This is a genomic window from Kineosphaera limosa NBRC 100340, assembly GCF_000298215.1.
In the GTDB taxonomy this organism is placed as follows: domain Bacteria; phylum Actinomycetota; class Actinomycetes; order Actinomycetales; family Dermatophilaceae; genus Kineosphaera; species Kineosphaera limosa.
Map to the genome: position 1 here is coordinate 134,614 of NZ_BAHD01000004.1, position 25,379 is coordinate 159,992.

18 protein-coding genes are annotated in these 25,379 nt (G+C 71.5%); 13 read left to right on the top strand and 5 right to left on the bottom strand.

Features of this window, described 5'->3' with window-relative positions:
* Positions 1–12: 12 nt before the first annotated feature.
* Positions 13–1,041, bottom strand: coding sequence for a glycosyltransferase family 2 protein (locus KILIM_RS01605; RefSeq protein WP_006590858.1), 1,029 nt, complete (start codon positions 1,039–1,041; stop codon positions 13–15).
* A gap of 541 nt (positions 1,042–1,582) precedes the next feature.
* Here KILIM_RS01605 and KILIM_RS01610 point away from each other — a divergent pair.
* Entirely contained in the window at positions 1,583–3,592 is a 2,010-nt protein-coding gene (locus KILIM_RS01610; protein WP_217997027.1) for a malectin domain-containing carbohydrate-binding protein, read from the top strand.
* 111 nt (positions 3,593–3,703) lie between these two features.
* Here KILIM_RS01610 and KILIM_RS01615 read toward each other — a convergent pair whose 3' ends face one another.
* Positions 3,704–4,996, bottom strand: coding sequence for an FUSC family protein (locus KILIM_RS01615; RefSeq protein WP_006590861.1), 1,293 nt, complete (start codon positions 4,994–4,996; stop codon positions 3,704–3,706).
* 127 nt (positions 4,997–5,123) lie between these two features.
* Here KILIM_RS01615 and KILIM_RS01620 point away from each other — a divergent pair, with 127 nt between their 5' ends.
* Entirely contained in the window at positions 5,124–6,446 is a 1,323-nt protein-coding gene (locus KILIM_RS01620) for a DUF445 domain-containing protein (RefSeq protein WP_006590862.1), read from the top strand.
* 67 nt (positions 6,447–6,513) lie between these two features.
* Here KILIM_RS01620 and KILIM_RS01625 read toward each other — a convergent pair whose 3' ends face one another.
* Positions 6,514–8,034: an AMP-binding protein gene (locus tag KILIM_RS01625; protein ID WP_006590863.1), complete on the bottom strand. Its 1,521-nt coding sequence runs from the start codon at positions 8,032–8,034 to the stop codon at positions 6,514–6,516.
* Positions 8,035–8,307: 273 nt separating this feature from the next.
* Here KILIM_RS01625 and KILIM_RS01630 point away from each other — a divergent pair, with 273 nt between their 5' ends.
* From KILIM_RS01630 to KILIM_RS01680, 11 genes are all read left to right on the top strand, one after another.
* Complete coding sequence (locus KILIM_RS01630; RefSeq protein WP_006590864.1) at positions 8,308–9,846, top strand: ABC transporter substrate-binding protein; 1,539 nt, start codon at positions 8,308–8,310, stop codon at positions 9,844–9,846.
* 6 nt (positions 9,847–9,852) lie between these two features.
* A complete protein-coding gene (locus KILIM_RS01635) occupies positions 9,853–10,806 on the top strand; it encodes an ABC transporter permease (RefSeq protein WP_006590865.1) in 954 nt (317 codons plus the stop codon).
* Positions 10,803–11,681 (top strand): ABC transporter permease, encoded by an 879-nt coding sequence (locus KILIM_RS01640; protein WP_006590866.1) that lies wholly within the window; start codon positions 10,803–10,805, stop codon positions 11,679–11,681. Before KILIM_RS01635 ends, KILIM_RS01640 begins: the two co-directional genes overlap by 4 nt.
* Complete coding sequence (locus tag KILIM_RS01645) at positions 11,678–13,426, top strand: dipeptide ABC transporter ATP-binding protein (RefSeq protein WP_006590867.1); 1,749 nt, start codon at positions 11,678–11,680, stop codon at positions 13,424–13,426. Before KILIM_RS01640 ends, KILIM_RS01645 begins: the two co-directional genes overlap by 4 nt.
* Complete coding sequence (locus KILIM_RS01650; protein WP_006590868.1) at positions 13,423–14,508, top strand: P1 family peptidase; 1,086 nt, start codon at positions 13,423–13,425, stop codon at positions 14,506–14,508. The genes KILIM_RS01645 and KILIM_RS01650 overlap by 4 nt, the downstream gene beginning before the upstream one ends.
* Positions 14,509–14,644: 136 nt before the next feature.
* Entirely contained in the window at positions 14,645–15,478 is an 834-nt protein-coding gene (locus KILIM_RS01655; protein ID WP_006590869.1) for an SDR family NAD(P)-dependent oxidoreductase, read from the top strand.
* Positions 15,475–16,185 (top strand): IMPACT family protein, encoded by a 711-nt coding sequence (locus KILIM_RS01660; RefSeq protein WP_006590870.1) that lies wholly within the window; start codon positions 15,475–15,477, stop codon positions 16,183–16,185. The genes KILIM_RS01655 and KILIM_RS01660 overlap by 4 nt, the downstream gene beginning before the upstream one ends.
* Positions 16,186–16,341: 156 nt before the next feature.
* Positions 16,342–17,658: a bifunctional o-acetylhomoserine/o-acetylserine sulfhydrylase gene (locus KILIM_RS01665; protein ID WP_006590871.1), complete on the top strand. Its 1,317-nt coding sequence runs from the start codon at positions 16,342–16,344 to the stop codon at positions 17,656–17,658.
* 177 nt (positions 17,659–17,835) lie between these two features.
* The gene (gene helR, locus KILIM_RS01670) at positions 17,836–19,992 is read left to right on the top strand and encodes an RNA polymerase recycling motor ATPase HelR (protein WP_006590872.1); all 2,157 of its coding nucleotides are present in this window, start codon (positions 17,836–17,838) and stop codon (positions 19,990–19,992) included.
* 327 nt (positions 19,993–20,319) lie between these two features.
* Positions 20,320–21,945, top strand: coding sequence for a 3' terminal RNA ribose 2'-O-methyltransferase Hen1 (locus tag KILIM_RS01675; protein ID WP_083875828.1), 1,626 nt, complete (start codon positions 20,320–20,322; stop codon positions 21,943–21,945).
* 175 nt (positions 21,946–22,120) lie between these two features.
* Positions 22,121–24,631, top strand: coding sequence for a polynucleotide kinase-phosphatase (locus KILIM_RS01680; RefSeq protein WP_006590874.1), 2,511 nt, complete (start codon positions 22,121–22,123; stop codon positions 24,629–24,631).
* 84 nt (positions 24,632–24,715) lie between these two features.
* Here KILIM_RS01680 and KILIM_RS01685 read toward each other — a convergent pair whose 3' ends face one another.
* A complete protein-coding gene (locus KILIM_RS01685; RefSeq protein WP_006590875.1) occupies positions 24,716–24,973 on the bottom strand; it encodes a type II toxin-antitoxin system Phd/YefM family antitoxin in 258 nt (85 codons plus the stop codon).
* A 10-nt stretch (positions 24,974–24,983) separates the two neighbouring features.
* Positions 24,984–25,238, bottom strand: coding sequence for a type II toxin-antitoxin system RelE family toxin (locus tag KILIM_RS01690; RefSeq protein ID WP_006590876.1), 255 nt, complete (start codon positions 25,236–25,238; stop codon positions 24,984–24,986).
* Positions 25,239–25,379: the final 141 nt, after the last annotated feature.

Consider the following 25,379-nt stretch of genomic DNA (forward strand, 5'->3'; position numbering starts at 1 on the left):
CGTTTCTGCACGTCACCCGAGAGTGTGACGTTCGGCGAGTTGGGGTGAGGACGCGTCTGGGGCTGCGGTGAAGTCGGGGTGGCGTAGCAGCCCGCCGATGAAACCGGTGCCCCAGGCGTGGTGGGTGAGCATCGCGATGGGGCCCATCAGCAGCAGGTCGCGGTCGTGCCGTTCGAGGGAGGTGCGGGCCGCAACCGCCAGACAGGCGCCGGCGTAGGCCAGCGGGGGCACCAGAGCGCTGCGATGCCGGGTGGCCACCAGCAGGCAGGCGCTGTTGAGGGCCGTGACCGCCGCGGGAGCGATCTGGCGCAGCTTCGGCTTGGAGTGGTGCTTGACGGTGTTCCAGGCGCGGCCGCGGCCGTGGTTGTACTGCTGGCGCGCCAGAGCGCGCCAGGTGCGACGCGGAAAGTAGGTGATGGCGGCCCCGGTGTCCAGAAAGATCCGGCCACCGTCGCCTGCCAGGCGCACATCCAGCTCGGCGTCCTCGTTGTGCATCATTCGCGGGTCGTAGCCGCCGACGCGCTCGAAGGCGGCGCGGTCGAAGGCGGCGTGATGCCCGTGGTCGACATAGCGCGATTCCCCGAGTCGGCGGTGTGCCGACCCACCGTTGCCCAGCAGGCTGTTCTGCGTCTGCGCGACCGCGTGCTGAAAGGGTGTGCCGCCGTCGGCGACCATAGGCACGACCACCGACACGCAGCCCTGGTCACGAAGCTCGCGCAGCCCCTGCACGACGCGACGCAGGAAGCCGGCCGGGTAGGCGGCGTGGCAGTCGGTGCGCACGACGATGTCGACGTCGGCGGCGGCCCGGCTGACCGCCAGGTTGACCCCGCGCGACTGCGTGCGGCCGGGGTTGTCGAGCAACTCGATCCGCGGGTCGTGCGCCGCCAGCTGGCTGACCACCGCTCGGGTGCGATCCCGGCTGCCGCCGTCCGCCACCACCAGGCGCAGCGGCACGTCGTCGGTGTCGCGCAGTAGTTGGCGCACCGCCTCCCCGACAAAACGCTCCTCGTTGAGGGTGGGCATGACGACGAGGACGCTCATCCCCCACCTACCTCCAAGGATTGCGAATGGTTCAGTTGCCGGCGCATCCGTCACCAAGGCATTGATCTCCCGGCGCGTTGTCCCTGCACCACGCGCTCGGCGCGCCCGACCGATCCTAGTGGCCCACTCCTGTGGTCGCGATGAGCCTGGATGACGCCTGGTGCGCAGCGAGATCAATGTCCCGGATTTCGAGACGATTCGCCGATGGCGGACGTTGCGAGCGCGACACCGCGTCGTCGCCACGCGGCTGGTGCGCAGGCCGAAACGGCTGCGCTGCGGTCGAACTCGACCTCCGGTCGCCACGGCCAGGTGACGGGCCGAGACCGCGAGCAGGGTTGAGCCAAAAACCGGGGTGAGATATGCCGCAAAACGCCTGCCTGAGAGAAATCTCAGCGCTGCCGCAACGGGGGCCGATGGTCATGGCGTCCACACCCCTCGCCTCCCCCCAACTGAAAGCCCCCATATGTCTCTTCGCACCCCTGCGCGTCCCCGCAGGGCGGCGGCCGTCGCGTCCCTGTCGGCCTGCGCTCTGTCCCTCCCCATGCTCGGAACCGCCCTGATGACCCCCGCTGCGGCCGCAGCGGACGAGAGCACCACGGTGCTGCGGATGACGGTGGCTCCCCAAGCCGTCACCGACTCCAAGGGCAACGTTTGGCAAGCCCGCTCCGGCTTCTCCGGCGGAGCGAACAACGGCGACTACTCGGCCTCCTATGACGCCGGAACCCAGATCAAGGGCACCAGCGAGCACTCCCTGTACCGGCACGAGCTGGTGCGCATGGACTCCTTCAAGCGAGCGCTGCCCAATGGCACCTACGACGTCACGCTGAAGATGCGTGAGGGCTGGTGGACCGCAGCCGGCCAGCGCGTGTTCAACGTGACCGCCGAGGGCAAGGGCGCCCTGAGCAACGTCGACATCTTCGCCTCCGTCGGGCAGCAGGCCGCCTACGACCGCACCTTCCGGGTGACCGTCGCCGACGGCACCCTGGACCTCGGCTTCAACGCCAGCAAGGACTCCGCGCTCGTCTCCGCAATCCAGATCGACCGCGTCGCCGCGCCGGCGGAGCAGGAGAGCAGCCAGGTCGTCACCCGCATGTCGGTCAACCCGAACGCGACCAAGGACGCCGCCGGCAACACCTACAGTGCCCGCTTCGGCTTCGACCGCGGCGACTTCGCCGCCAGCTACAGCGGCAACGAACGCGTTGCGGGCACGAGCGACCAGGAGCTGTACCGCAGCGAGCTGGTGCGCTTCAACAGCTGGTCGCAGCCCGTGGCCAATGGCACCTACGACGTCACGCTGAAGATGCGTGAGGCCTGGTGGACCGCCGCCGGTCAGCGGGTCTTCGATGTCGTCGCCGAGGGTCAGACCGTGCTGCGCGACGTCGACATCTTCAAGGATGCCGGCAAGGGCCGCGCCTACGACCGCAGCTTCCGTGTCGAGGTCAAGGACGGCCGCCTGAACCTGGCGGTCAACAACAAGAAGGACTCCGCGCTGGTGTCCGCGCTCGTCGTCGCCAAGGTGACCAACCCGGCGTCGAACAACCCGAACCCGACGCCGACCTCGACCCCCACCTCCAACCCGACGACTCCGGCGCCCACCCCGACCACGCCGACGCCCACCCCGACGGCGACGCCGACCAACACGCCGACCCCGCCGACCTCATCGACCAACCGGCCCAGCGGCCTGCTCTTCGACTCCGGTGTGTTCCCGATGCACCGCGCCGGTGTGGCCACGGCCTTCGAGAACTCGCGCGGCAAGAAGCTCGACGTCATCACGGTCTTCCCCTCGCGGGACAACTGGGGCTCGATGATGGGGGCCTGGTTCCTGGACAACCAGCGCATCCCGGCTGACTTCAAGGGCACCCTCGACGTCGGTGTTCCGCTGTGGCCCAACGACGGCAACCTGAACACCGCCGCCGCCGGCGGCTACAACGCCCAGTGGGAGCAGTTCGGCCGGCTCGTCGCCGCCAAGTACCCGAACGCCTACATCCGCCTCGGCTGGGAGATGAACCTGCCCGGTTGGCGTCACGCCGCCTACGCCCGCTCCGCGGAGCAGTGGAAGACCGCCTACCGCCACGCGGTGAACTCCATCCGCAAGGGTGGCTCGAACCTGCGGATCGCCTGGGTCGTCAACGAGGGCCCCGGCCAGACCGACACGCAGGACGCCCGCGTGTTCTACCCCGGTGACGCGCACGTCGACTACATCGGCATGGACGCCTACGACTGGTGGCCCGGCTACACCTCGCCGGCCAACATCGCCAAGCACCTCGACAGCCAGTACGGCTGGAACTTCTGGCTCGACTTCGCCAAGAGCCGCGGCAAGAAGTTCGTGCTCCCGGAGTGGGGTGTCGCCCCGGCCAACAGCGCCAGCGGCGGCGACAACCCGATGTACATCAACTTCGTCTACGACTGGCTGAAGACGAACGCGCAGTGGATCGGCTACGAGAGCTACTTCAGCGAGTCGGACAGCTACATCCGCGGTGACCTGTTCACCAACAACCAGCGCGCCTCCGCCGAGTACAAGCGGTGGATGGGGCAGCTGTCGGCCAAGTAGGGCCACGTAGGTCACGCAAGTCATTGACCTAGAGCCCGCGCGATCGGCGCCGGTCATCCTCTCCGGGGGGTGGCCGGCGCCGGCGCGTTACCGACCCTCGACGAGCACGCCTCAGTCGATGCCGTACCGCTGCGTCGCCTTCGATCCAGACGGCCTGGGCTGGCCCTGCAGCAGCAGCCGGTTCAGCACCGGGCCATGTCGGTCCAGCAGAGGCCGCAGGGGGATGGCGCCGGTGTCGGGGCGGCGCACCCGCGCGTGCAGGTCGAGTTCGGACAGCACCCCCTCGATGCCGCCGAGGATCGAGCCGCGCAGCAGCCACGCGGAGGAGTCCCGGGCCGGCTCGACGAGGCAGAACTCCGTGAGCATCGCCTGGGTCTCGCGCAGCATGTCCAGGGTGTCCGCCAGAGCCGCCTCGGCCTGCGCGCTGCGCCCCTTCGCCTCCGCGACCGTCAGCGCCCCGAACGCCTCGATGACCGCGCCCATGTCGGCGAGCACCACCGCCATGGCCCGGCGCAGCTCCTGCTCGTACTCGGTCTGCGGCTCGTCCTGTTCCGGCACCTCCTTGCGGAAGGCCAACAGGGTCTGGCGGACCGCCAGCAGCGTGCGGTCCAACGCCTGGACGCCGTAGAGGAGCATCGGGATGGTGTCGAGCGCGACGAGCGCCCGCGGGTTGAGTCGGCGCCGCTCGCGCGCCTCGGCGATCGCCGATTCCGCCTGCGTGACCAGCGGCAGGAGGCCGTGGATGTCGCGCAACCAGATGTCGATCTGGCGCCGGTCGAGACCGTGTTCCAGGTGCTCCCCGGCGGTCCGCAGCACCCGCGCGGCGCCGCCGGCCACGTCGAGCACCTTGGCGGTGGCCGCCTGCAGCCGCACCGGCGGCGGGAACGCCAGGTTGAAGGCCATCCCGACACCTGCACCGACGAGCGTGTTGATGATGCGGGTCTGCGCTGCGACGTCGTGCTGCACGACCCCGAGGATGAGCATCGCGCTGATCGGGGTCTCCAGGATGTGGTCGCCGAGCTTCATCAGATGAGCCAGGGTGAGGGCGGCGCCGATAGCCAACCCCAGGCTCCACCAGGTCAGGCCGACCCACGTCGAGAGCACGATCGCCACGAGCACCCCGGTCAGCACGGCGGCAACCCTGCCCAGGCCGTTGCGCAGCGAGGAGGTCGCGGTGGCCTGCACGACCAACAGCGCGGTCAGCGGGCCGGTGAGGTCGGTGTTGCCGGGGGTGATCGCCTGGGCGAGCAGGTAGGCGAGCACGGCCGCGATCGTCAAGCGGGTGATGCGCGCGGCGTAGGGGCTCACCCGGTCGCTCAGCTCGCGCAGCCGGGTCGACAGGTGACGCCCCCGGTCTGGGGACGCCCACACCCGCGCGATCCGGCGTAGTTGGCGGGTCGGCATGCCTCAAAGATCGCACGCCGACGCGCGTCCTCGGTCGACTCGCGTTGCGCCTCAGCGCCGTCCGCGGCTTTCGGGAGTCGGGGTGGGGCCGATGGGTGGAGCATCGGCCTCGGGGGAGAATCGGGTCATGAGTGCATCGGACACGGCAGCGCCGGTCGAGGGAGCCTCGTCACCGCCACCGGACAATCCGCCCGGCCGCGGCGGGCTTGCCGACCTGTCGGAGGCTGACCGGCAGCGGGCCGCGGCGCTGCGGCGGATGCGGCTCGTCGCCACGTCGCTGCTGGTCATCGCGGCGATCATCTTTGTCGCGACGCTGCACCGCGACGGCTGGCTGGGGTACGTCAACGCCACGGCCGAGGCCGCGATGGTCGGCGCGATCGCCGACTGGTTCGCCGTCACAGCGCTGTTCCGCCATCCGCTGGGCATCCCCATCCCGCACACCGCGCTGGTGCCGCGCAAGAAGGACGTCTTCGCCAAGAGCCTCGAGGACTTCGTCGTCGGGCACTTTCTCACCGGCGACGCGGCGCGTGAGCGGTACCTGGCCGTCGGGGCGAGCAAGCGGGTCGGGCAGTGGCTGTCGAACCCGGCGACCAGCGAGAAGGTCGTCGCGGAGGTCGCCCGCATGGGTGGTCGCGGGTTGGCCGCCGTGCGCCCGCAGGACGTGCAAGAGATCGTCGAGGGCTCACTGCTGCCGCGGCTGATGAGCGAACCGATCAGCCCGCTCGCCGGGCAGCTGCTCGAACAGGTCGCCCGCGACCGGGTGCATCAGCGGCTCGTCGACATCCTGCTCGCCGAGGCGCACCTGTGGCTGCTGGACAATCCGCGCACGTTCATGGCGATCGTGGCCGAACGTGCCCCGACGTGGGCACCGAGCTGGGTCAACAACATCGTCACCGACCGGGTGCACACCGAGGCGCTCAAGTGGGTGCGCGACGTGCGCGAGAACCCCGACCACCGGGTGCGGCTGGCCGTCGACCAGCTCGTCGCCGATCTGGGCCGCGACCTGCAGGAGGACCCGGCCACGATGGCCAAGGCCGAGGCGATGAAGGAGGTGCTGCTGACCCATCCGCAGACCGGCGAGACCGTGCTCGCGCTGTGGGAGGTGCTGCGCTCGACCCTGCAGCGCTCCCTGGAGGACGAGGACGGTCAGCTACGCCGCCGCCTCGTGGCGGAGTCGGTGCACTTCGGGCAGCGGCTCATCGACGACGAGGAGCTGCGCACGCGGGTCGACGAGCGAGTCGCCGACGTCATCGCCTCCGTCGTGGCGACCTACGGCCGCGAGCTGGCTCCGGTCATCTCCCAGGTCATCGCCCGGTGGGACGGTAAGGAGGCCGCCCAGCGGATCGAGCTGCACGTGGGCCGCGACCTGCAGTTCATCCGCATCAACGGCACCATCGTCGGCGGTCTGGCGGGGTTCATCATCCACGCCCTGTCGCAGCTGGCCCTGTAGGCCAGGATGGCCGGCTGCCGCGGATCGACCTACCGGCGACCGATGTGGATGATCCGCAGCTCGAAGATCACACGCCGTCCAGTCCCAATCGGGCTCGTGCCTGTGCGTGCGACACATAGGCCACCTGGCCCAACTGCTGCCGCACCAGGAACCTGCTCACCGCCAATTCGTCGTCGGCGTCGGCCAACGAGGATGCCTCACTCGTCAGGTAGGTCGGCACGAGGTAGCCGTCGGCGTCCTGAGTGCCCGGAAGGCCGACGGGTTCGCTGAGCCAGGAACCCCGCGCGACGACCGCACCGACGTCGTTCTGGCCGCTGCCGGTGGTGACTTCCAGGCCCTCGAGCGGGGTGCCCAGGGTGCCGAATCGCAGGCGTGTCGGGGTGTTGCAGGTGACCGGGCCGAACGCCTCCGGCGGCGTCCACGCCTGGTAGATCGGGCGGCCCGCCGCGAAGAACTCGTCGAGAACCTCGAGGGGTAGCGCGGCCGGACCGCAGGCGATCGTCGCCTCGGCGCGCCCCAACGCCGCGCGGGCCGGAGCCAGCAGGGTCGCCTCGAGCACGCCGTGTCCGGCTTGGGTCAGGATCGGCACCCGGGCCCCCACGGCTCGCGCGCGCTGCACCGCCCGGCCCGCCGCTCGTGCTCGGCGGCGGGCCCGCGCCAGCAGCCGGCCGACGCCCGTCCTCGGCCGACCACCAGGTGTCGCCGGGGAATCGACCGATGCCCCCGTACGGCTGGGGAGGCCGCTCGGTTCGGCGTCGTCGCCGCCGATGGCGACCGCGCTGGGGACCTGCGCCGCGTCGACGATGAGGACCGCCGGGGCCGTTGCGGCCAGCTCCCGCAGGTCGCTCACGTGGCAGTGCTCGGCGCCGTGGGTCAGCGCGTGCCAAATGAAGGCCCGGCTGGCTGCGGGATTCTCCGGCAGGTGGGTGACGTGCCGGTGCCCGGGGGTGACCGGCAGCAAGTCGTCCAGCGCCGCCAGCCCGGCGGCGAGCTGCCCCTGCGTGAACGTCGCCGCCGGGAGCACGAGTGCCGGGTCGTGCGGGTTGTGGCGCTGCGCGGTTCGGGTGTCGGGGCGGGTTAGGCGCAACCGCCGTCGGCGTGGTGGCGGGGCCACGGTCAGCGGCAATCGCGGCAGATCGGCAACATCCGGGAAGTCGAGTCCGGCCTGCCCAGGCGGCGCGGCAACGGCCGCCGGCGTGATACCTCGCTGCGCCAGCCCCGCCAGCCCGTCGGGTCGCAGGTCGGCCAGCGGAACCGCGACCCGGCCGGCGGCGACCACGCCCAGTTCGGCGACGATCGCCTCCGGGCCTTGTCCGACGACGAGCACCGCCGCCCCCACCGGCACGCTCGCGCGGTCCAACTCGGCCGCCAGGTCACGCACTCGCCGCCCCAACTCGGCGTAGGTGACGACGCGGGTGACGCCATCGCGGATCTCGTGGAGCGCGATCCGCACCCCGTACCGGGCGGCGGCGTCGGCCACACGCTCGGCCACGGTGGGCGGCTCGCCGCCTCTGGGCGCGCGCACGCCCTCGGGGCGGTCTGGGTTCGAAACCTCGGTGTGGGCGCGCTGCCTGCGGCGTCGAGTCACGTCGGCCTCCTAGTGCGCTGCCGCCAGGAGCACCGACGCCTGCTGGCGCCCGCGCGCCTTATCCGGCGTCTGTCCTGGTGTTTCTGTCCGTGCCCTCGTCGGCGCCCCTGCGCCTCCGCGGAGCGAAATGACCCCCGACACCACCACGGTAAACCCGTCGCAACGCCGCCGGTGGTGTCAGTGGGATGGTTCACTGACCGCATCGGCGGTGACCCGCCGGTGCGTCGACACCCACGAGCCGACCTCGCGCCTCGCGAACGACTGGAGCGTCCCATGGCCCACCGCCGCCCGAACCGAGCCACCCTGGCGTGCGCCGCTCTTGCGACCGCCTCCCTCGTGCTGGCGGCCTGCTCGGCCGGCGAGACGAGCAGCGGCCAACCCGGCACCCCCGGCGCGACCGCCGCCAGCGGTGGCACCCTGACCGTCGGCCTCGTCGCCGAACCCGCGAGCCTGGACTTCACGACCTCCGACGGCGCCGCGATCCCTCAGGCGCTGCTCACCAACGTCTACGAGGGCCTGGTCAAGCAGGACGAGGAGGGTCAGATCGTGCCCGGCCTGGCCCGCAGCTGGACCGTCAGCGACGACCGTCTGACGTACACCTTCGAGCTCGTGCCCGACGCGACGTTCACCAACGGCGACACCTTCGACGCCTCCGACGCCGTCTTCTCCATCAACCGCGTCAAGAGCGACTGGACGACCTCGCTGGCCAAAGCGATGGATGTCGTGGCCGAGGCCAAGGCGCTCTCGCCCACGCAGCTGCAGGTCACCCTGAGCCACCCGAGCAACGACTGGCTGTTCCGCATGACGACGCGGATCGGGGCGATGTTCAGCGAGTCCGGCGTCGACCAGCTCGCGACGACCACCGTCGGCACCGGCCCCTACACGCTCGAGGCGTGGAACCGCGGCGACTCCCTGACGCTCAAGCGCAACCCGAACTACTGGGGTCAGGCGCCGTTCTTCGACCAGGTGCGGCTGGCCTACTTCCGTGACCCGACGGCGCTGAACAACGCGCTGCTCACCGGCACAATCAACGTGGTCTCCACCGTGCAGGCCCCCGAAACGCTGGCCCAGTTCGAGAACAACCCCAAGTACCGGATCGTCGAGGGCACGACCAACGGGGAGGTCGTGTTGTCGATGAACAACGCACGCGCCCCGTTCGACAAGGTGCAGGTGCGTCAGGCGGCCCGCGCCGCCATCGACCACCAGGCGCTGCTCGACACCTGCTGGGCCGGCCGCGGCACGCTCATCGGCTCGATGGTGCCGCCGACCGACCCCTGGTACGAAGACCTGACGGGCGTCGCGCCGCACGACCTCGACAAGGCCAAATCGATGCTGGCGGAAGCTGGTACACCCAACCCCGCGGTCCGGCTCCGGTTGCCGTCGCTGCCGTACGCCACCGCGTGCGGGCAGGTCGTCAAGAGCCAGCTGGAGCAGGCCGGGTTCCGCGTGACGATCGATTCGTTGGAGTTTCCCGCGGCCTGGTTGACCAACGTCTTCCAGGGCGGCGACTACGAGATGTCGATGGTCGCGCACGTCGAACCCCGCGATCTACCGGCGGTCTTCGGCAACCCCGACTACTACATCCACTACGAGAACCCGGAGCTGGCGACCCTGCTCAAGGCCGCCGACGAGGGCGACGAGGCCGCGCAGATCGAGAACATGAAGAAGGCCGCCCGGCTCATCAGCGAGGACGCGGCCAGCGACTGGCTGTTCCTCATGCCGAACCTCATGGTGTCCGACGTCGACATCAGCGGCCTGCCCAAGAACGCGATCACCGAATCCTTCGATCTGACGACGCTGCGTCGCAGCTAGGCGCTCGTGGTCATCGTTCTCGCCTGGCGGCTGCTGACCCTGGTGGTCAGCCTGTTCGTCAGCTCGCTGCTGGTCTTCGGGTTCATGCAGGTGCTGCCCGGTGACCCGGCTCGGGTGGCGCTGGGGGTCAACGCCTCGGAGGAGGCCGTGGCGCGGCTGCGCGCCGATTTCGGCCTCGATCAGCCGCTGGACGCCCGGTACGTGGACTGGATCGGGGGCCTGCTGCGCTTTGACCTCGGCGAGAGCTACATCTCCCGGGCGCCGATCGGGCCGCAGCTGCTGGATCGGCTGGCCGTCACCGGCTGGCTGGTGGGCGCCGCGATGATCATTGCCGTGGTCATCGCGTTGCCGATCGGCACGCTGATGGCCGTGCGGCATCGGCACGTCAGCGGACTGGTGCTCTCGGCGTTGTCGCAGATCGGGGTGGCGATCCCGGCGTTCCTGGCGGGCCTGCTGCTCATCACGTTGTTCGCGGTGCACCTGGGCTGGCTGCCGGCCAACGGGTGGACGCCGCCCGCGCGCGATCCGGTGATGTTCCTGCGCCAGCTCGTGCTGCCGGCCCTGTCGTTGGGCCTGGTGCAGGGGGCGGTGCTGAGTCGCTATGTGCGCAGCGCCGTGCTCGACGTCATGCGGGAGGACTACGTGCGGACCGCTCGGGCCAAGGGGCTGGGGCCGATGCGGGCGCTGTGGCGGCACGGGCTGCGCAACGCGGCGATCCCCGTGGTCACAGTGCTCGCGCTGCAGTTGGCGACGTTGCTCATCGGGGCGGTCGTCGTCGAGCGGGTGTTCGTCATCCCCGGTCTGGGCAGCCTGCTGCTCGACGCGGTGGCCAACCGTGACCTCATCGTCGTGCAAGACGTCGTCATGGTGCTCGTGCTGGCGGTGCTCCTGGTGAACATGCTGGTCGACGTGCTGTATTCAGTCATCGACCCGCGGCTGGCGACGGGGGGTCGGCGATGAGCGCAGTGGAGTCGGCGCGGCTCGGTGCCCCCGAGCCGGCCTCCCCGATAGGCCGGTGGGCCGGGCGGGTCAATCCGCCGCTCGTGGTCGGCGGGCTACTGGTGGGGATGGTCGTCGGGGCGGCCGCGCTCTCCTACGTGTGGCTGCCGCACGACCCGATGCTCGTCGACCCGGCGGTGCGGCTGCAGGGGCCGTCGGCGCAGTACTGGCTGGGCACCGACCTCTTCGGACGGGACGTGTTCAGCCGGCTGCTCGTCGGGGCGCGCACGACCCTGTTCGTGGGGGTCGTCGCGGTCGGGGTCGCGGCCCTGGTCGGGGTGCCGCTCGGGATTCTCGCGGCGATGGTGTGGCGGTGGCTCGGCACCGTGCTGATGCGCCTGGCCGACATCCTGCTCGCGTTCCCCGCGCTGCTCTTGGCCATCATGTTCAGCGCGGTCTTCGGCGGCAGCACTCTGACGGCCATGCTGGCCATCGGCATCGCCAGCGTGCCGACGTTCGCGCGGGTCGTGCGCTCGGGGGCGCTGCAGGTGCTGGGCACCGAGTATGTGCTCGCGGCCCGGGCCGCCGGGCGCGGACCGTTTGCCATCGCCCTGCGCCACGTGCTGCCCAATGTCGGCAGCATCGTCATCGTGCAGGCCAGCGTCGCGTTCGCCATCGCGATCCTCGCCGAGGCGGCCCTGTCGTTCCTCGGTCTGGGCACGCCCCCGCCGACCCCCTCGTGGGGGTTGATGCTGCAGGAGAGCCAGGCGATGCTCCTGCTCGCGCCGCGGTTGGTGATCGTGCCCGGCGCCGCGATCGCCGTGGCCGTGCTCGGCTTCAACCTGCTCGGCGACGGCCTGCGCGACCTGCTCGACCCGAAGTTGGCGGGCCGATGAGTGGGGCGACGGCGAATGCCGGCGACCTCGTGCTCGACGTCCGGGGCCTGTCGGTGCAGGCGGGCTCGACGCCGCTGGTGCGCGAGGTCGACCTGCGCGTCGCCCGCGGGGAGCGGCTGGGGCTCATCGGGGAGTCCGGCTCGGGCAAGTCGTTGACGGCCCTCGCGGTGCTCGGGCTGCTGCCCGAGGGGCTGAGGTCGTCGGGGTCGGTGCGCCTGGCCGGCTTCGACAAGGATGTCGTGGGGGCCAGCGAGGCCGCTCTGTGCCGCCTGCGGGGCCTGCAGGCCGCGATGGTCTTCCAGGAGCCGATGACCGCACTGAATCCGACGATGCGCGTCGGGGCGCAGGTTGCCGAGGTCATGACGATCCACGGCGTGGACGCCCGCACGGCCCGTGAACGCGCGGTGCGCCTGCTGGAGCAGGTGCGGCTGCCCGATCCGGCGGGGGCGGCCCGGGCGTATCCGCATCAACTCTCCGGTGGCCAGCGCCAGCGGGTGGTGTTGGCGATCGCCCTGGCCAACGACCCGGGGCTGCTCATCTGCGACGAGCCGACGACCGCGCTCGATGTCACCGTGCAGGCCGGGGTGCTCGACCTCATCGTCTCCGGCGCCGCGGCCCGCGACGCCGGGATGCTGTTCATCACCCACGACCTGGCCGTCGTCGCCACCGTCTGCCATCGGGTGGCGGTGATGTACCGGGGTCGGATCGTCGAGACCGGCGACGTGCGCGCCGTCTTCACCGACCCGCAGCACGAGTACACCCAGCAACTCGTCGCCGCCTCCGACCTGACCGCCGTCGACGACGACGGTCGCCTGCTGGCGGGGGGACCGCGCCGGACCGATGCGCGTCGCCCGAGGTCTGTGCAGGAACCGGTGCAGGACCGGGTGCGTGGCACACAGCGGACCGTGTTAGAGGTGACCGACGTGGTCCGCCACTACCGGCGCCCGCGCACCCGGCTCTTCACGCCGGCGCCGGTCGTCGAGGCGTTGCGGGGCGTGAGCCTGAGCGTGCGTCGCGGTGAGCGGGTCGGCATCGTCGGCGAATCCGGCTGCGGCAAGTCGACGCTGCTGCGGATCATCGCCGGCCTGGACCGGCCGACCTCCGGCTCGGTGCAGGTGCTCGGCCGCGAGATCGCGGGGCGCTCGGAGCGGCGGCTGCGGTTCGTGCGCGACAGCCTGCAGCTCGTCTTCCAAGACCCGATGAGCTCGCTGGACCCCCGGATGCGGGTCGCGGACATCGTCGCCGAGCCCCTCGTGGCCCAGGGCCGCGGCGCCGAACGCGACCGCATCCCCGAGCTGCTGACCGCCGTGGGGATCGAGCCCGACTCCGCGCGCCGCTATCCGCACCAGTTCTCCGGCGGCCAACGGCAGCGGATCTCGATCGCCCGCGCGCTCTCTCCGGACCCCGACATCCTCGTGGCCGACGAACCCGTCTCCGCCCTGGATGTCTCGGTGCGGGCGCAGGTGCTCAACCTCATCGGTGACCTCGTCGACGACTTCGGGCTTACGCTGCTGTTCGTCAGCCACGACCTGTCGGTCGTGCGGCACACGTGCGAGCGAGTCATCGTCATGGAGGCCGGGCAGATCGTCGAGGAGGGCCCGACCGCGCAGGTTTACGACAACCCCCAGCACCCCTACACGCAGCGGCTCGTGGCGAGCATCCCGACCCTGGCCGGTGCGCTCGCGGGCATCGACGCCGCGCAACTCGCCCAGGCCGTGGCATCCGATTCGAAGGCGGGCTCATGAGTCACTCGGAAGTGGCACACAACAGTGTGCGGATGGGCCCGACGAATTCGCTGGTCGATGTGCCGGGGCTGCGGGTCGGACACGTGACGCTCACCGAGCCGGGGTGGCTGACCGGCACGACGGTCGTCCTCGCCCCGCCCGAGGGCATGGTGGCCGGGGTCGACGTGCGCGGCGGGGGACCGGGCACCCGCGAGACCGACCTGCTTGATCCTCGCAATGTCGTCGAGCGGGTGCACGCGATCTGCCTCTCCGGCGGGAGCGCCTTCGGGCTGGCCGCCGCCGACGGGGTGATGGGCGCGCTCTTCGACGACGGGATCGGGCTGCCGATGGGTCAGCCCGGTGAGGTCGTGCCGCTCGTGCCCGCCGCCGTCGTCTTCGACCTGGGACGCGGCGGGAGCTTCGCCAATCGCCCCGACGCCGCGACCGGCCGGCGGGCCTGCGCGGCGGCCCGCGAGGACACTTCGGGTGGCGTCGAGCAGGGCTGCGTGGGCGCGGGGACCGGCGCGAAATGCGGCGGGCTCAAGGGTGGGATCGGCTCGGCGAGCGCGGTGTTGCCCGACGGCACGGTGGTCGCGGCGCTCCTCGTGCTCAACCCCCTCGGTGAGGCTCTCGACCCGCGGACGGGGGAGTTGTACGCCCGCCGATTCCTGCTCGATGGGGAGGTGCCCGAGCTCGGGGTGCCCGACGGAGCCGACGTGCGGGCCGCCCGGGAGCGGGCGCTGGCCGCGCCGCCGCAGCTCGTGGGACGTCCGGGGATGGCCACGACCATCGGGGTCGTGGCCACGACGGCGACGCTGACCAAGGCCCAGTGCGCCAAGCTCGCCGGCATCGCGCACGACGGCCTGGCCCGGGCGGTCAAGCCCGTGCACACGATGTTCGACGGCGACACCTTTTTCGGGGCGGCGACCGGCGACGGCCCCGCGCCCGACCTGATCGCCTTCCACGCACTGCTGGACGCCACCGGAGACGTCGTCACCCGCGCCGTGGCCCACGCGCTGCTGGCCGCACGCGGTGTCGACGCGCCCGGTGGGTCCTGGCGCAGCTACCGTGAGGCTTTCCCCAGCGCCTTTTCGACCGTTTAGCGGTGGGCTGCGGGCCGAGTGACCAAGAGGCCGGGCAGCCGGCCAAAAGATAGTGTTCGCTTTTGCACGGTCCGGCGGGTAAAAGCGAACACTATCTTTCGCCGGCCGCGGTAGCCGACCAGCAGAGGAGCCCACCGTGAGCGACCCAGCCGCCACCGATCGACCCGATTACGCCCGGTTGTTCCGCCTGGACGCCCGAACGGCGGTCGTCGTCGGCGGCGGCAGCGGTATCGGTCGGGAGAGCGCGCTGGCGCTGGCCGCGCAGGGCGCCCGCGTCATCGTCGCGGACCGCGACCGGGCCGCCGCGGAGGCGACCTGCGCGATCGGCGCGGCGGCCGGCCAGTCCGTCGATGACGCTCCGGGGTGGGGTGACCTGGAGTCCTACGAGCTGGACATTCTCGACGAGGCCGCGGTGCAGCGGGCCGCCGACGAGCTGGGCGTGGTCGACGCTCTCGTGGTCACGGCGGGCGTCAACGTCCGCAAGCGGATCCTCGACTACTCCGGTGAGGAGTTCGACCGGGTCGTCGGCCTCAACCTGCGGGCGCACTTCGACCTCATCCGGGCCTTCGGGCGGGGCATGGCGCAACGCGGCCGGGGCAGCATCATCGCGTTCAGCTCGATGCGGGCGGTGCTCGTCGAGCCGGGGCAGTCGGTGTACGCGGCGACGAAGGCCGGCCTCGTGCAGCTGCTGCGCACCGCGGCGGCCGAGCTCGGGCCGAGTGGAGTGCGCTGCAATGCGATCGCGCCCGGCGTCGTCGACACCCCGCTGACCACGCAGATCAAGTCGAACACCGAGTGGGCCAATGCGTACGCCCACGCGAACGCGCTGCACCGGTGGGCGCACCCGAGCGAGCTGGCGGGTGCCGTCGTCTTCCTCGCCTCCGATGCGTCGAGTTACGTCACGGGCAGCCAGCTGTTCGTCGACGCCGGCTGGACCGCCATCGACGGACGCTTCGACCCGCCGGCGTGAGCCGCCGACCGGAGGGTTCGTCCGGCGATCCGGCCGGGCCGGAGTTTGGGCCGATCGATCTCCCTGCGGTCACCAGCTACCGCACCCTCGCGTCGCCCGCGACCGCGGAAATCGAGGCGAAACGCTCCCGCTTCCTCGCGCGGCTGGAGCCCGTAGCCGACGAGGAGGCGGCCCGCGAGGTCATCGACGCCGCGCGCCGGGCCCACCACGACGCGCGTCACCACTGTTCTGCGTTCATCCTGGGCCCGGACCGCCGCACCGAACGCAGCAACGACGACGGCGAGCCCGCCGGCACCGCTGGATCGCCCATGCTCGACGTGCTGCGCGGCAGCGGCTACACCGACGTCGTCGCCGTCGTCACCCGCTGGTTCGGCGGCACCCTGCTCGGCACCGGCGGCCTCATCCGCGCCTACTCCGACGCAGTGAGCGCCGCCCTGGCCCAGGCCGATCCGCGAGTGCGTCGGTTGCGACTGCCCGCGTACCTCGACATCGGGGTCGCCGACGCGGGCCGCATCGAGAACGAGCTGCGCGCCCACGGGGTGTCGATCACCGGCACCGACTACGGCCTCGGTGACGGCACAACCGCCCGCGTGCACCTGCACATCGACCCCGCCGAGCACGAGCACGTGAGCGCGCTCGTGGCCGCCGCCACCGCCGGAGCCGGGGTGCTGACCCTCGGCGACCAGCCGGAGTGGGACGACGCCTGACCGTCTCGCTCCGAAGGCTCGCCGATTCCGTCTCCGAAAAGGACCGTATCCGGTGGCCACCGCCGCATCGGCAGACCGCGCGACGCAGGGGGAGGCGGACGGGTTACGGTCGCCAGAGGACACCAGAGTGGATCGCGACAAGGGAGACAGCTCGGCATGAGTTCGCAGAACGAGTGGCAGTTCGAGACCAAGCAGGTACACGCCGGGCAGACCCCGGACAGCCAGACAGGCGCCCGGGCGCTGCCGATCTACCAGACGACGTCGTTCGTCTTTCCCGACGCGCAGACGGCCGCGGACCGGTTCGCGCTCGCCGACCTCGGGCCGATCTACACCCGCCTCGGCAACCCCACCCAAGACGCGGTGGAGGCCCGCATCGCGGCCCTGGAGGGCGGTGTCGGCGGGCTGCTGCTGGCCTCCGGGCAGGCGGCGACGACGTTCGCGATCCTCAACGTGGCGCAGGCCGGCGATCACGTCGTGGCCAGCTCCGCCCTCTATGGCGGCACGTACAACCTGCTGAAGTACACCCTGAGCCGCCTCGGCATCGAGACGACCTTCGTCAACGTCGATGATCACCAGGCGTGGCGGGACGCGATCCGCCCGAACACCAAGCTGCTGTTCGGCGAGACGATCTCGAACCCGGACGGCAAGATCCTCGACGTGGCCGCCGTCGCCGACATCGCGCACGAGGCCGGGGTCCCGTTCTTCGTCGACAACACGGTCGCCACGCCGTTCGTGCTGCGCCCCATCGAGCACGGCGCCGACGTCGTCATCCACTCCACGACGAAGTACCTCGGGGGGCACGGCGCCGCGATCGGCGGCGTCCTCGTCGACGCCGGCAGCTTCGACTACGCGGCAGACCCGGCGAAGTTCCCCTCGTTCAACGAGCCGTCGGAGAGCTACCACGGGCTGGTGTTCGCGCGTGACCTCGGCGTCGGCTGCGCGCTCGGGGCCAACCTGGCGTTCATCCTCAAGGCCCGCGTCGAACTGCTGCGCGACCTCGGCTCGGCGATCAGCCCCTTCAACGCGTGGGTGCTGCAGCTCGGCATCGAGACGCTGTCGCTGCGGATGGAACGGCACCTGGCCAACGCGCGCAAGGTCGCGCAGTACCTCGCCGACCACGACCAGGTGGAGGCCGTCTACTACTCCTCGCTTCCCGACAGCCGGTACGCGTCGCTCGCCGACAAGTACGCTCCGGCCGGAGCGGGTGCGGTGCTGTCGTTCGAGATCGCCGGCGGTCTGGACGCGGGTCGGGCGTTCGTCGACGGCTGCGAGCTGCACAGCCACGTCGCCAACATCGGCGACGTGCGCTCGCTGGTCATCCACCCTGCCTCCACGACCCACAGCCAGGGCAGCGACGAGGACCGTGCGGGAGCCGGAGTCACCCCCGGTCTCGTGCGCCTCGCGGTCGGCATCGAGCACATCGACGACATCCTCGCCGACCTCGACAAGGGCTTCGCGGCCGCCAAGGGCTGAGGCCTCCGCTGCCCGACGCAGCATAGAAAAACCGGGGCGATTCGCCTCCGGTACCTGCAGTTTACGACTCCTGGGGGGACTTGCGGCAAGGCCCCCCAGGAGGCGCAGACTGGCGGTCGCAGCCCGTCGTCTGCGCGGCCACACCCCGGCCCGCGGCGGCTATTCGACGAGGAGCCGATGCCCGTGACCTCCGTGCCCACCAGCGCGTTCGCCCTGCCCGATCGACTGGCCAAGGCCGACCCGGCGTTGCTCGGCGGCGACGAGGGCCATTTCGCGGCGATCTCGTGGAGCCTGCAGTCGACCGTCGACGACCTCACCATGCGGCTGGAGCAGGCCCGCCGAGCACCCGCGGGCGCGGGTCAGCAGGCGTTGGACCGCGATCTGGAGGTGCACCGGCTGACCCAGCGGTTGCGGGCGCTGCGCCGGTTCGGCCTCGACCTGTGCCTGGGGCGCATGGACTACCCCGACGGCTCCCACCTTTATATCGGCCGTCTCGGCCTTAAGGACGACGACGGCCGCACGCTGCTCATCGACTGGCGCACGCCGGCGGCCGAGCCGTTCTTCGCGGCGACCCACGCGAACCCGATGGGCCTGGTCAGCCGCCGCCGCTACCGCTGGACCCGCGGGCGGATCACCGACTACTGGGACGAGGTCTTCGACCCCGACGCCCTCGACGGCCGCCCGGCACTCGACGAAGAGTCGGCGTTCATCGCCAGCCTCGGCGGCGCTCGCACCGGCCGGATGCGCGACGTGCTCTCCACGATCCAGGCCGACCAGGACGCGATCATCCGCGCCTCTTCCTCCGGGCCGCTGGTCGTGGACGGAGGCCCCGGCACCGGCAAGACCGTCGTCGCGCTGCACCGCACCGCCTATCTGCTGTACGCCGACCCGCGCCTGGGGCACCGTCGCGGCCGCAGTGGCGGGGTGCTGTTCGTCGGCCCGCACGAGCCGTATCTGGCGTACGTGGCCGACGTGCTGCCGAGCCTGGGGGAGGAGGGGGTGCGCACCTGCACCGTCGCCGACCTGCTGCCGGAGGGCGCGAGCGCGCTCCCGGAGGCCGATCCGCAGGTCGCGGCGTTGAAGTCGCGGATCGAGATGGTGGCGGCCATCGACCCGGCCGTGCGCTTCTACGAGGAGCCGCCGGAGCCCATGTCGATCAAGACCGAGTGGGGGCAGCTGCACGTCGACGCCGACGACTGGGCCGAGGCGTTCGACGCGCCCGCGCCCGGCACCCCGCACAACGAGGCCCGCGAGCAGATCTGGGAGCAGCTCATCGAGATCCTGCTCGACAAGCTGCGCGCCCGCGAGCACACCCGTGAGGCGATTGCCACCTCGTTGCGCCGCAACACCGATCTCGTGCAGGCGGTGCATCGCGGCTGGCCGCTGCTGGAGGCCACGGACGTCGTGGGCGACCTGTGGTCGGTGCCCGCCTACCTGCGGATGTGTGCGCCGTGGCTGACCCGCGAACAGGTGCGGGCGCTGCAGCGCGAGGACCCGCAGGCCTGGACCACCGAGGATCTGCCGATTCTGGACGCCGCCCGCGCCCGGCTCGGCGACCCGGAGTTCTCCGAGCGAGAGCAGCGCGCGGCGGCCGAACGCGCGGCGCAACGCGAGGAACGCGAGAACGTCATGGACCACCTCATCGAGCACGACGACACCGAGTTGCAGGTGATGTCGATGCTCACCGCCGACGACCTGCAGAGCGCGCTCGACGACGACTCCGGCTTCCAGGGCCCGGAGGCCGATCCGCTGGCGGGGCCGTTCGGGCACGTCGTCGTCGACGAGGCCCAGGAGTTGACCGACGCCCAGTGGCAGATGCTGCTGGCGCGCTGCCCGTCGCGCAGTTTCACGATCGTCGGGGACCGCGCGCAGGCCCGGCACGGGTTCGCCGAGTCGTGGCAGGAGCGGCTGGAGCGGGTCGGCTTCGACCGGGTGCGGATCTCGACGCTGTCCGTCAACTACCGCACTCCGGCGGCGGTCATGGCGGAGGCCGAACCCGTCATTCGGGCGGCGCTGCCGGACGCCAACGTGCCGACCTCGATCCGCACCGGTGGAGAGCCGGTGCTGCACGGGTCCGTCGCCGAGCGTGAGCAGATCGTGGCGGAGTGGCTGGCCCAGCACCCGGAGGAGGGGACGGCCGCGATCATCGGCGACTCCGGTGTTGCGGACACCCCGCGCGTGCGCTCGCTGACGCCCGAGACGGCCAAGGGGCTGGAGTTCGACCTCGTCGTGCTGATCGACCCGCAGAACTTCGGCGACGGCATCGAGGGCGCCGTCGACCGCTACGTCGCCATGACCCGCGCCACCGGCCGCCTGGCGATCCTCACCAGCTGAGGGTGGCGACCGGAACGCTGCCTGGCGCCCGCCGGTTGATCGGCCCGCGGCGCAGCCGGGCGATCCGGGTCGCCCGGCGGCCCAGGGGACGGACAGCCCGGCGCGCCCAGGGCTAGCTGCAGGACGGGACACCGCGCAGCGCAACGGCACACACCGCAACCGGACGGAACACACCTGACAAGGCGTGTCCAGTGGGGTCCAGACGTGTCCCGTTGCGATGCGGCGTGTCCCGTTCGGGCGACCATGACGGCTCGGCAGGGGCGCGGGCAGCCCGGGTCGCCGGAAAACCATGCCGCCGGCGGGGTCGTCACCAGCAACAATGGGCGGGTGCTGCTCACCATCACCTCGACAGCCCCCGACGCGAGCGACCTGGGGTACCTGCTGCACAAGCATCCGGACCGGGTGCAGAGTGTCGAGCTGCCCGTGGGGCGAGCGACGGTGTTCTACCCCGAGGCCGACGCTGACCGGTGCACCGCGGCGCTGCTGCTCGAGGTCGCCCCGATTGACCTCGTGCGCGGCAGGGGGAAGCGCAGCGAGGGGTTCGCGCTCGGGCAGTACGTCAACGACCGGCCGTACGCCGCGTCGTCGCTGCTCGCGGTGGCCCTCGGCAAGGTGTTCGGCACCGCGCTCAAGGGGCGCTGCGATGCCCGGCCCGAGCTCGCCGCGTCGCCTCTGCCGCTGCAGATCCGGGTGCCTGCGCTGCCGGCGAAGCGCCATGAGTGGCGCGACGGCGCCGAGTTGGTCCGCGACCTGTTCGAGCCCCTGGGCTGGACCGTCACCCTCCGCCGGAGCGACCTCGCCGAGGGACTGGCCGGCTTCGACTGGGGCCCGGCGCCGTACGTCGACCTGACCCTGCAGGGGCAGGTGCGGCTCGCCGACGCCCTGACCCAGTTGTACGTGTTGCTGCCGGTGCTCGACGGGTCCAAGCACTACTGGGTCGGCCCGCAGGAGGTCGACAAGCTGCTGCGGGCCGGAGAGGGCTGGCTCGCCGCCCACCCCGAGAGGGCCCTCATCACCCGGCGCTACCTGGCCGCGCAGCGCTCCCTCGTCGACGACGCCACCAGCCGGCTCGTCGAGCTCGACGACCGCCCGGCGGGGGAACTCGAGGCCCTTGGCCAACTGTGGTGCGGCTGCGATGCCGACGACGATTGCTCCGGGGATGTCGGTGTCGACGCCCTCAGCGATGGGAACGCCGTCGGTGCTCCCGACTGCGCTCCCGACGGCGCCGACGCGCGCACCTGCACCGGCGACGCCGCGGACGAGGGGACTGAGCCGTCCGGCCATCGGCCGTTGAAGGTCCTGCGCCGGAAGGCGGTGGTGGCGGCTCTGCGGGAGGTCGGCGCGGCCCGCGTCGTCGACCTCGGCTGCGGCGAGGGCTACTACCTGCAGGGGCTCCTCGCGGACTCGGCGTTCACCGAACTCCTGGGGGTCGACGTCTCCGCACACACCCTCTCCAAGGCGGCGAAGCGGCTGCGCCTCGACCGTCGCTCCGAACGCGAGCAGCACCGGCTGCAGTTGCGGCAGTCCTCGCTCACCTACCGCGACGACGCGCTGACCGGCTACGACGCGGCGCTCCTCGTCGAGGTCGTCGAGCACCTGGAGCCCGACCGGCTGCCCTCTCTGGAGGTCAACGTCTTCGGCCACGCCCGCCCCCGCGCCGTCGTCGTCACCACCCCGAACGTCGAGTACAACGCCGTCTACGGGATGCCGCCCGGTGAGTTTCGGCACCGGGACCACCGGTTCGAGTGGAGCCGCGCCCAGTTCGAGCGGTGGGCGCGCGGGGTCGCCGAGCGCCACGGCTACACCGTCGGCTTCCGGCCTGTCGGGGAGGTCGACGGCCAGCTCGGCAGCCCGACCCAGCTCGGCCTCTTCGTCCGCGCCGAGGACCGGCCGCCACCCGAGGCAGGGCAACCTGGCGGGGACTGCCCGGCGCCGCGGGACAGCCCGGCGTGACGGGACACAGCTCAGCGCGACGAGACATACCTGAAGCGGGCCGGACACACCTGACCAGGCGTGTCCCGCTGGGTCTAGCTGTGTCCCGTCGCGGCGCCATGTGTCTCGTTCGCCCAGCCCAGCGCGGCCCCGTGTTCCGTCCGCTCACTCGCATCGAGTTCCCACGGAGAACCCCATGACCGACCTGCACCTCCCGGCGCTGAGCCTCGTCGCGCTCGTCGGCGTCTCCGGCTCCGGCAAGTCGACGTTCGCCGCGAGAGCGTTCGAGCCGCACGAGGTGCTCAGCTCCGACGCGTGCCGCGCCCTGGTCTCCGGCGACGAGAACGACCAGAGCGCCACCCGCGACGCCTTCGACGTGCTCGGCTACATCGCCGGCAAGCGGCTGGACCGTGGACTGCTGACCGTCGTCGACGCCACGAGCCTCACCAAGGACGCCCGCGCGCAGATCGTCACCCTCGCGCGCCAGCACGACGTGTTGCCGGTCGCGATCGTCCTGGACGTCGGCGAGAAACTGGCCATCGACCGCAACCGCGAGCGGCCCGACCGACAGTTCGGCGACGGGGTCGTGCGCCGCCACCAAGCGCAGCTGCGGCGCTCCCTCAAGGGCCTGGGTCGCGAGGGCTTCCGCGTCGTGCACGTGCTGCGCAGCCAGGTGGAGGTCGACGCCGCGAGGATCGTGCGCGACCCGTTGCGCAGCGACCTGCGCGACCAGCACGGCCCGTTCGACATCGTCGGCGACGTGCACGGCTGCCTGCCCGAACTCCTCGAACTGCTCGACCTGCTCGGCTATCAGGTGACCCGGGGTGCCACCGGTCGCGCGGTCGACGCGCAGCACCCGCAGGGCCGCCGGGTCGTGTTCGTCGGCGACCTCGTCGACCGCGGCCCCGACTCGGTCGGCGTGCTGCGCCTCGCGATGGGGATGCACGCCGCCGGGCACGCCCTCGCCGTGCCCGGCAACCACGAGGCCAAGCTCGTGCGCGCCCTGCGCGGCCGCGACGTCAAGGTCAGCCACGGCCTGGAGACCACCCTCGAGCAGCTCGCGGCCGAACCCGAAGAGTTCCGCACAGAAGTGTTGGAGTGGTGTGACGGGCTCGTCGCGCACCTGCAGCTCGACGCCGGCCGTCTGGTCGTCGCCCACGCCGGCCTCAAGGAGGCCTACCACGGACGCGCCTCTGGGCGGGTGCGCAGCTTCGCGCTCTACGGCGACACGACGGGGGAGACCGACGAGTACGGCCTGCCGGTGCGCTACCCGTGGGCCACCGAGTACCGCGGCGCGGCGCTCGTCGTCTACGGGCACACCCCGACGACCGAGCTGGAGTGGGTCAACAACACGATCTGCCTCGACACCGGCGCGGTCTTCGGCGGGGCGCTGTCGGCGCTGCGCTATCCGGAGAAGGAGAGCGTGCAGGTCCCCGCCCGGGCGACCTACTACGAACCGGCGCGTCCGCTCGGGCCGGCCCGCGCCGCCTCCGGTGAGGAGCGGCTCGACGACGAACTCCGGCTCGACGACGTGCTGGGCCGCCGCCACGTCGAGACAGCCCACATGGGCCGCATCGCGATCCCCGAGCAGTCCGCCGCCGGTGCCCTGGAGGTGATGAGCCGGTTCGCGCTGCACCCGCGCGAGGTGCCCTACCTGCCGCCGACGATGTCGCCGGTCGCAACCTCGACCCGCGACGGCTACCTGGAGCACCCGGCGCAGGCGTTCAGCCAGTACGCCGCCTGGGGTGTCCGCGAGGTCGTCTGCGAGGAGAAGCACATGGGCTCGCGGGCCGTCGTGTACCTGCGCGCCGACGGCGGGTCGATCTACACCCGCACGGGCCGCGCCTTCCTGCCCGCGCCGCTGACGACGCAACTGCTCGACCGCCTCCGGGCGGCCGTCGACAAGGCCGGGCTGTTCGACGAAGTAGGTTCGGACTGGCTGCTGCTCGACGCCGAACTGCTGCCCTGGTCGCTGAAGGCCGACGGGCTGCTGCGCGAGCAGTACGCCGCCGTCGGGGCCGCCGGCCGCCTCGCCCTGCCCGCAGCCGTCGACGTCCTGGAGGCCGCCGCTCAGCGGGGTCTGGACGTCGCCGACCTCACGACGCGCCTGCGTGACCAGGCGCAGGATGTGGCCGCCTACGACGAGGCGTGGCGCCGCTACGCCTGGCCCACGGACGGACTGGAGGGGGTGCACGTGGCGCCGTTCCAGGTGCTCGCGGCGCAGGGCGCGACGTTCGAGGACCGCGACCACCTGTGGCACCTGGGGATCGCCGACCGCCTGGCCGACGCCGATCCGGGGCTGGTGCGCCGCACCCGGCGCCTCGTCGTCGACACCCGCGATGACGACCGGGTCGCCGAGGGGATCGCCTGGTGGCAGGCGCTGGTCGACGCCGGCGGCGAGGGGATGGTCGTCAAACCGCTGGCCAACTGCGTGCGCGGCACGAAGGGCCTCGTGCAGCCGGGCCTGAAGGTGCGCGGTCCGGAGTACCTGCGGATCATCTACGGCCCGGGCTACCTGCGCCCGGCCAATCTGGCACGCCTGCGGGAGCGCAACCTGAGTCGCAAGCGCTCCGCTGCGCTGCGCGAGTACGCCCTCGGCCTGGAGTCGCTGCGCCGCCTCGTCGCCGGTGAACCGCTCTGGCGCGTCCACGAACCCGTCTTCGCCGTCCTGGCCCTCGAATCCGAACCCGTCGACCTGAGGCTTTGAGCGATGCGCGTCACGCACGCGGCTAGGCGCTCCGCGAAGCATGTTGCGCGGAGCGCCTAGCCGCTCGCGGTGCGACCTGCCTCGTCACGCCCGTTCAGGGACACGCAATCCCAGCCGAGCGAAGGCGCCCGCCGCTGGCTCCGTCTCCTCGCCGGCCGCGTCAGCGATCGCGAGGGAGTCCTCAAGGTCCTCCAGACGCTCCATCAGTGCGTCGTAGCGATCCGTGGACATCAGCACCGCCGCTGGTCGGCCGTACCGCAGCAAGACCACGTCGTCGTCCTTGCTGCTCTTGACGAGTTCGGTCAACCGGGCCTTGGCCTCGCTGACAGGGATGAGCTTCATCTGCGCCTCCTCACTTGTAGACCTCGCGCCGGTGACCCACCCGGACCACGACGACGGTCAGTTGTCCGTCGTCGATCGTGTAAAGCACCCGGTAGTTGCCGACGCGTAGCCGCCACCGATCGTCGCCGACCAGCTTCTTGCAGCCGACCGGTCGAGGATCGTCGGCAAGGGCCAGGATCGCTTCGGCCACGCGCTCCTGTGCCGGCCGCGGCAGCCTGGCGATGGCCTTGGTCGCCTTGTTCGTGATGTTCACCCGGTAGACCACACCAAGAATACTACCGTGTGTTGGTCCAACATGGCTTCGTGACGCCGCCCGCGCGACGGGACACGGGCCGTTGCAACGGGACACGCCTTGACTCTTCTGGACACGCCTTGTCAGGTGTGCCCAGACCGGTTCAGGCGTGTC